This window comes from Pseudoflavonifractor phocaeensis (assembly GCF_016901955.1).
GTDB lineage: Bacteria > Bacillota > Clostridia > Oscillospirales > Oscillospiraceae > Flavonifractor > Flavonifractor phocaeensis_A.
The window spans coordinates 1-7,635 of the sequence record NZ_JACJLC010000114.1 but is presented as its reverse complement, the minus strand read 5'-3'; the positions used below and the strand labels follow the sequence as shown (position 1 = coordinate 7,635).

The following is a 7,635-nucleotide window of genomic DNA, read 5'->3' as shown; positions in this document are numbered from 1 at the left end:
GACTTTGCCACCGACGACCTGGAGACTGTGCGCTACCAGGCCCGGGAAGAGATCGCCATGAAGAAGATGATGGATGCCGAGGGCTGCAAGGCCTTCTCCAACACCTTCCAGGATCTCTACGGCATGAAGCAGCTGCCCGGTCTGGCCAGCCAGCACCTGATGGCCCAGGGCTACGGCTACGGCGGCGAGGGCGACTGGAAGGTGTCCGCCATGACCGCCATCATGAAGGCCATGGGCGAGAACGGCAACGGCGCCTCCGCCTTCATGGAGGACTATACCTATCACCTGGCAAAGGGCCAGGAGTACAGCCTGGGCGCCCACATGCTGGAGGTCTGCCCCTCTGTGGCGGCTGACAAGCCCCGCATCGAGGTCCACCCCCTGGGCATCGGCGACCGGGAGGACCCCGCCCGGCTGGTGTTCGAGGGCAAGGAAGGCGACGGCATCGTGGTGTCCCTCATCGACATGGGCGGCCGGCTGCGGCTGATCTGCCAGGACATCCACTGTGTCAAGCCCATCATGCCCATGCCCAACCTGCCTGTGGCCCGGGTCATGTGGCAGGCCATGCCGGACCTGACCACCGGTGTGGAGTGCTGGATCACCGCCGGCGGCGCCCACCACACCGTCCTCAGCTACGACGTCACCGCCGAGCAGATGAAGGACTGGGCCAACATGATGGACATCGAGTTTGTCCACATCACCAAGGACACTACCGTGGAGGGCCTGGAGCAGCAGCTCTTCCTCAACGATCTGGCCTGGAAGCTGAAGTAAGAGGTGAACGGCAATGCTGGAACAACTGAAACAGGAAGTGCTGGAGGCCAACCTCCTGCTGCCCAAATACGGTTTGGTCACCTTCACCTGGGGCAATGTGTCCGGGGTGGACCGGGAGAAGGGCCTGATGGTCATCAAGCCCTCCGGCGTGGAATATGACACCATGACCGCCGAGGATATGGTAGTGGTGGATATCGCCACCGGCGAGCGGGTGGAAGGGAAGTGGAAGCCCTCCAGCGACACCCCCACCCACCTGGCCCTCTACCGGGCCTATCCCGAGATGGGGGGCGTGGTCCACACCCATAGCCGCTGGGCCACTACCTTTGCCCAGGCCGGTATGGGGATCCCCGCCATGGGCACCACCCAGGGGGATTATTTCTACGGCGAGATCCCCTGCACCCGCAAGATGACCCCGGAGGAGATCGCCGGGGAGTACGAGCTGGAGACCGGCAACGTAATCATCGAGACCTTTAAGGGGATCGACCCCATGACCATCCCCGCGGTGGTGGTCCACAGCCACGGCCCCTTCGCCTGGGGCAAGGATGCTCACGACGCGGTGCACAACGCGGTGGTGCTGGAAGAGGTGGCCTTCATGGACTGGCACGCCATGATGATCAATCCCTGGAAGGGACCCATGCAGCAGGAGCTGCTGAACAAGCACTATCTCCGCAAGCACGGCCCCGGCGCCTACTACGGCCAGGGCTGAGGCGCGGAAGGAGGCGGCGTTCATGGAGAACAGAACCCCCTTCGGGGTCATGGCTGACGGCACGCCGGTGGAAGAACTCACCCTCCGGGACGGGGGGATGACCTGCCGGATTATCACCTACGGCGGCGCCCTGCGCAGTCTGGAGGTGCCTGATCGGAACGGTGACCCGGTGGACGTGCTCCTGGGTATGGATACCCTGGAGGACTATCAGACCCAGGACAAATTCCTGGGGGCCTTGGTTGGCCGGTACGCCAACCGCATCGGCGGCAGCCGCTTTATCCTCAACGGAAGGGAGTACCCCCTGCGGGCCAACGACGGCGTAAATCACCTTCACGGCGGCCCCGTGGGCTTTGACAAGCAGGTGTGGACGGTGGAGGAGCAGACGGACAACCAGGCCGTCCTCTCCCTCATCAGCCCTGACGGCCAGGAGGGCTACCCCGGCACCCTGACAGTACGGGTGACCTACCGCATGGAGGACAACGCCCTCAGCATCCGCTATGTGGCGGAGTGCGACCAGGATACCCTGTGCAACCTAACCAACCACGCCTACTTCAACCTGTCCGGCCACAACAGCGGTCCGGTGAGCGACCAGTTCATCCAGATCCACGCCGGGCACTATACCCCTACCCACCCTGGTTCCATCCCCACCGGGGAGATTGCCCCGGTGGAGGGGACCCCCATGGATCTGCGGCAGCCCCAGCCCATTGGGGCCCACGTGGACGATCCCTTTGCCCAGCTGGAGATGGCCAAGGGCTATGACCACAACTGGGTGCTGGACGGAGCGGACGGAACGCTCCGCCCGGCGGCCAAGGCCTGGTCCAAGACCAGCGGCATCGTCATGGAGACCCTCACCACCAAGCCGGGCATCCAGTTCTACTCCGGCAATTATCTGGACGGCTGCCCCGCCGGAAAGGACGGGGCACCCTACGACTACCGGTGGGGCTTCTGCCTGGAGACCCAGTACTTTCCCGATTCTCCCAACCATTCCAACTTCCCCAGCGCCGTGCTGGAGAAGGGTGCGAAGTACGCCCATGAGACGGTGTACCGCTTCACCGTGGAAGATTGAGAGCAGAGGGAATGAAAAAGGAGCTTGACGTATGACACTTGAAGAGAAGAAACAACTGAAGATCGCGGCCTGCAAGGTGCGTATGGGCGTCATCGAGGGTACCCACAGCGCCAAGGCCGGCCATCCCGGCGGCAGTCTGTCCGCCGCTGATCTGTTCACCTATCTGTATTTCCGGGAGATGAACATCGATCCTGCCGATCCCAAGGCGGAGAACCGGGACCGTTTTGTCCTGTCCAAGGGCCACACCGCCCCCGGCCTGTACGCCACTCTGGCCAACCGGGGCTTCTTCCCCGTGAGCGATCTGCTCACCCTGCGCCAGATCGGCAGCCACCTCCAGGGCCACCCCAACATGAACATGACCCCCGGCGTGGATATGTCTACCGGCTCTCTGGGCCAGGGCGTGTCCGCCGCCGCCGGTATGGCGCTGGCCGCTAAGCATAAGGGCATGGGCTGCCGGGTGTACGCTCTGCTGGGCGATGGCGAGATCCAGGAGGGCCAGGTGTGGGAGGCCTTCATGCTGGCCCACCACTATAAGCTGGACAACCTGTGCGTGATCATCGACAATAACGGCCTGCAGATCGACGGCCGCATTGATGATGTCATGAGCCCCTATCCCATCCCCGACAAGCTGAAGGCCTTTGGCTTTGAGGTGGCGGAGATCGACGGCCACGACTTTGACCAGATGGAAGAGGCCTTTGCCCGGGCCCGCTCCACCAAGGACGTGCCCTTTGCCATTGTCATGAAGACTACCAAGGGCAAGGGAGTTTCCTACATGGAGAACCAGGCTGGCTGGCACGGCAAGGCCCCCAACGACGAGGAATATGAGATTGCCATGAATGAGCTGAAGGCTCAGCTGGCGGAAGCGGAGGCGATGTAAGATGGCGGAAGTGAAGAAGATCGCGACCCGCGACAGCTATGGCAACGCGCTGAAAGAGCTTGGCGCTATCCACGAGGACCTGGTGGTGTTTGACGCCGACCTGGCCGGCGCCACCAAGACTGGTACTTTTAAAAAGGCGTTCCCTGAGCGCCACTTTGACTGCGGTATCGCCGAGAGCAACATGATCGCCGTGGCCGCCGGTGTGTCTACCATGGGGCTGGTGCCTTTTGCCTCCAGCTTTGCTATGTTTGCCGCCGGCCGTGCCTTTGAGCAGGTGCGCAACTCCATCGGCTACCCCCACCTGAACGTGAAGATCGGCGCCACCCACGGCGGTATTTCCGTGGGGGAGGACGGTGCTTCCCACCAGTGCTGCGAGGATTTTGCTCTCATGCGCTCCATCCCCGGTATGGTGGTCATGTCCCCCTCCGACGACGTGGAAGCCAAGGCTATGGTAAAGGCCGCTTACGAGCACCAGGGCCCCGTCTACATGCGCTTTGGCCGGGCCGCCGTGCCCGTCATCCACGACGAGGCCACCTTTAAGTTTGAGATCGGCAAGGGCGAGGTCCTGCGGGACGGTACTGATGTGGCCATTATGGCCAACGGCCTTATGGTAGCCGAGGCCCTCCAGGCCGCCGAAACCCTGGCCGCCGACGGTATCAACGCCATGGTCATCAACCTGGGTACCATCAAGCCCCTGGACGAGGAGCTGGTGCTCAAGGCTGCTCAGACCTGCGGCAAGGTGGTCACCTGCGAGGAGCACTCTGTCATCGGCGGCTTGGGTGAGGCTGTGTGTGGCCTGCTCAGCGAGAAGCTGCCCACTCCTGTCCGTCGTATTGGCGTCAACGACGAGTTCGGCCACTCCGGTCCCGCCGGCGCCCTGCTGAAGCAGTTCGGCCTGTGCGCTGACCACATCGTGGAGGTCGTGAAGGATTTTCAGTAAGTCCTTCGCATACCTGAGAGAAAAAGAGCTATGAGGAGTCACAGGCCCGCGGCAACGCCGCGGGCCTGTGGTTGTCTTAGGTGCTTTGACAAGAGGGGTATACTGAATCAAATAAAATCACAAAGAGGGAGGCGCATACTATGAATATGGCGATCTTAGGAGCGGGCCGTATCGGTGTGCTCATGGCGGAGACCATCCGCAAGCTCAACGACAGTGGGGATCACACCGTATCCCTGTACGCCGTGGCGGCCCGGGACCTGGCCAGGGCCCAGACTTTTGCGCAGGCTAACGGGGTAGAGAAGGCCTACGGCTCCTATGAGGAGATGCTGGCCGACCCGGCGGTGGACTTCGTGTACATCGCCACTCCACACTCCCACCACTATGCCCACATCAAGCTGTGCGCCGACTACGGCAAGCACATCCTGTGCGAGAAGGCCTTTACTGTCACCGCCCGTCAGGCTGTGGAAGCCATCCGCTATGCCCGGGACAAGGGGGTGCTGGTGACCGAGGCCATCTGGACCCGGTACCAGCCCATGCGGCGGATCATCCAGGAGACACTGGAATCCGGATGCATCGGGGAACCCAAAATGCTCACTGCCAACCTGTGCTATTCGGTGACCGAGAAGGAGCGCATCGTTACTCCGGAACTGGCGGGGGGAGCCCTGCTGGACGTGGGGGTATACGGTCTGAACTTTGCCGAGATGGTCTTTGGCCGGGCCGCGGGGGTCCAGGGCAGCTGCGTCAAGAGCGAAGCGGGAGTTGACCTATCCAACAGCATTACCCTCACTTGGAGGGACGGTCGCACGGCTGTGATCACTGCGGCGGTGAACGCCGTTTCCGACCGGTATGGGGTGATCTATGGCACCAAAGGCTTTATGATGGTGGAGAATATCAACAATCCTCAGGGACTGAAGGTGTTTGATGAGAATTACCAGCTGGTCAGGGAACTGGTGTGTCCAGACCAGCTTACCGGCTACGAGTACGAGGTGCTGGAAACTGCTCGGGCCATTCAAGAGGGGGCTCTGGAATGTTCCTCCATGCCTCAGGAAGAGACTATCCATATCATGGAGGTCATGGATCACCTACGGGCTCAAATGGCCCTGCGTTATCCTTGCGAAGGGTTGGACTGAGAAACATACAAGAGAGCGGTGCGGCGGGAAAGCTGCGCCGCTCCCGTTTTATATGGTAAGGCTTGATCTTCTTTAAAGGCCACCCTTTGCGCTGCAAGTGGTGCGCAAATCCGGAGGGCATAAGTGGTGGACCAGGACAGACGGATGGAGACCATCATGAAAGAGGCAAAAACGATCCTGAGCAAGGGACTGCTGGCGGTGCTGGGCAGCGGTGGAGCCTTCGTCTATATCAAGTTCATCAAGCCCAAGCAGAGTGCAAAGGTCAGCGCTGAGCCGGATGATTATGCTTTTGAGGATGAGGAGGAATATATCAACGAGGACTACCCTGAACCGGAAGAAACGGAGGAAACAAAATGAAGCTGCTGATCTGCGGGAAGCCGAGTGTTGCCAAAACCGTTGCATCTGCTCTGGGTGTCACATCCAGGGCAGATGGCGGTTTTGAGAGGACGCTGTGATCCGGGAGGGCTTGCCGACCTGCACCTCTGTCACCCCTGAAAGGAAGACAGAGGCGCCGTCCAAGCTGTAGGACCTGACCACCTTACGACGGGAGGCAAACCGGGTGTTCGGCTACACGGCTAAGCAGACCCTGGATGCCGCCGTGAGGAAGAACTGGAAAAGGCCCAGGACGAGGTGCGTAGGACCACGCCGGAGAAAAAGCATTCCATTCGGGAACGCTGGAGGACGCAAAGCGGGAGTGTGGCGAGTGCAAGCCCCCACTTGTTGGTAACCCACATGCGGGAAATTCTTAACGAGGGGAAGATTATATTGGTATATTTCTTATCGTTCCACTCCGACTCGGTGCTAAGGGCATTAGGGCAGACAGTTCAGCCCAGCAACTCGCTCTCCAGATCCTGCAGCATCAGATCCAGAGCGGTGATGCCGCCTTCAGCAGTGTACCACACAGCGGGATGAGCCAGGTAGACGATATTGCCGTTCTTATAGGCATCGGTGCCCATCACCAGCTCATTTTCCATAATTTTCTGAGCCAGTTTGGCGCCGTCAGTGCCGATGGCGGCGTCGCGATCCATGACAAAAATGTAATCAGGAGCCTTCTCCACAATGAACTCGAAGGAAGCCTCGTTGCCGTGGGTGGAGGTGTCGATGTTGGCGTCCACGCCAATATTTTCAAAGCCGATTTCCCGCCCGATCATGGAACAACGGCCATCGTTGCCCAGCACATTGTAGCTGCCGCTGGTAACCAGGCCCACAATGGCGGTTTTGCCGGCGGCAAACTCGGACAGGGCGGCGATGCGGGCATCAAAGTCAGCCATCAGCTCATCCACCTTGTCCTCCAGACCAAACATGGAGGCAATGGTGGTAGCGTTCTGCCGCGCGCTTTCCACTACGCCAAGCTCGGTATCAGTGGCCAGGTAGACCACAGGAGCAATCTCGCTGAGGGCGTCATAACTGGAAGCCAGGCGGCCGCCGATGAAGATGACATCCGGCTCACAGGCCATGACGGCCTCCAGATCGGCCTCCTTGATGGTGCCCAGGTTGGCAATATCGTCATTGATGTAGTCCTGGAGATACTCCAGACTGGTGGAGGCAGTACCCACTACCCGGTCGCCCACGCCCAGGGCGTCCAGAATGTCCAACGAGGCCATATCCAGAATGGCGATACGCTGGGGATCGTAAGGCACCTCCAGCTCCGCCGCCTCCTTGTTGGCATTGAGGCTGGTAATGGTCACAGACTCAGGGGTTTCGTTGTTCTGGGTTTCCTCACTGGACTGGCTGCTGCTGGGCGAGGAGGTATTCTCGGAAGAATCGCCGCCATTTTGAGCGGAGCAGGCCATGAGGCTCAGGGCCATCACACCGGCCAGGGCAAGAGAAAGCATCTTTTTCATGTTCATTTTTGGTTACTCCATTTCTAAAAGTACTGAAAATAAGAGAGTCAATAGTAGATGGACAGGGGCTTGCCCGCAATGGTCAGAATCTCGAAGTCCACCTGATAGATCTGGGACAGGTTCTCTTTCGTCATCACCTCCTCCACAGTGCCAAACTTAGCGATTTTTCCGTCCTTGAAGGCACAGATATAGTCAGAATAGAATGCCGCATAGTTGATCTCATGCAGCACCAAAATCACCGTCTTCCCCAGCTCGTCGCAGAGGCGGCGGACGATTTTCATCATGTTGGTGGCGTGATAGATAT

At 60.0% G+C, this 7,635-nt stretch carries 8 protein-coding genes and 1 pseudogene; 7 read left to right on the top strand and 2 right to left on the bottom strand.

Translation table 11 applies throughout. From position 1 onward, the window contains the following. The 7 genes from H6B51_RS15585 to H6B51_RS15555 form a co-directional block, all read left to right on the top strand. The coding region (locus H6B51_RS15585) for an L-arabinose isomerase family protein (protein WP_470382168.1) at positions 1–768 on the top strand (768 nt) is incomplete at its 5' end. 13 nt (positions 769–781) lie between these two features. After that, complete coding sequence (araD, locus tag H6B51_RS15580; protein WP_275967552.1) at positions 782–1,474, top strand: L-ribulose-5-phosphate 4-epimerase; 693 nt, start codon at positions 782–784, stop codon at positions 1,472–1,474. A gap of 22 nt (positions 1,475–1,496) precedes the next feature. Continuing rightward, on the top strand, positions 1,497–2,540 hold the full coding sequence (locus tag H6B51_RS15575) for an aldose epimerase family protein (protein ID WP_204884545.1): 1,044 nt from the start codon (positions 1,497–1,499) through the stop codon (positions 2,538–2,540). A 31-nt stretch (positions 2,541–2,571) separates the two neighbouring features. Further along, positions 2,572–3,417, top strand: coding sequence for a transketolase (locus tag H6B51_RS15570; protein ID WP_204884544.1), 846 nt, complete (start codon positions 2,572–2,574; stop codon positions 3,415–3,417). 1 nt (position 3,418) lies between these two features. Beyond that, positions 3,419–4,357, top strand: a complete 939-nt coding sequence (locus H6B51_RS15565; RefSeq protein ID WP_204884543.1) for a transketolase family protein — start codon at positions 3,419–3,421, stop codon at positions 4,355–4,357. A gap of 140 nt (positions 4,358–4,497) precedes the next feature. After that, positions 4,498–5,487 carry a Gfo/Idh/MocA family protein gene (locus H6B51_RS15560; RefSeq protein ID WP_204884542.1) on the top strand — a complete coding sequence of 330 codons (990 nt, stop codon included), beginning with the start codon at positions 4,498–4,500 and terminating at the stop codon, positions 5,485–5,487. A gap of 126 nt (positions 5,488–5,613) precedes the next feature. Next, positions 5,614–5,844 (top strand): DUF4366 domain-containing protein, encoded by a 231-nt coding sequence (locus tag H6B51_RS15555; RefSeq protein ID WP_243421360.1) that lies wholly within the window; start codon positions 5,614–5,616, stop codon positions 5,842–5,844. Between the two features lie 467 nt (positions 5,845–6,311). Here H6B51_RS15555 and H6B51_RS15550 read toward each other — a convergent pair whose 3' ends face one another. Then, positions 6,312–7,331, bottom strand: coding sequence for a siderophore ABC transporter substrate-binding protein (locus H6B51_RS15550; protein ID WP_204884546.1), 1,020 nt, complete (start codon positions 7,329–7,331; stop codon positions 6,312–6,314). Between the two features lie 47 nt (positions 7,332–7,378). Then, positions 7,379–7,635, bottom strand: a pseudogene (locus H6B51_RS15545) (iron ABC transporter ATP-binding protein); the annotation flags it as partial.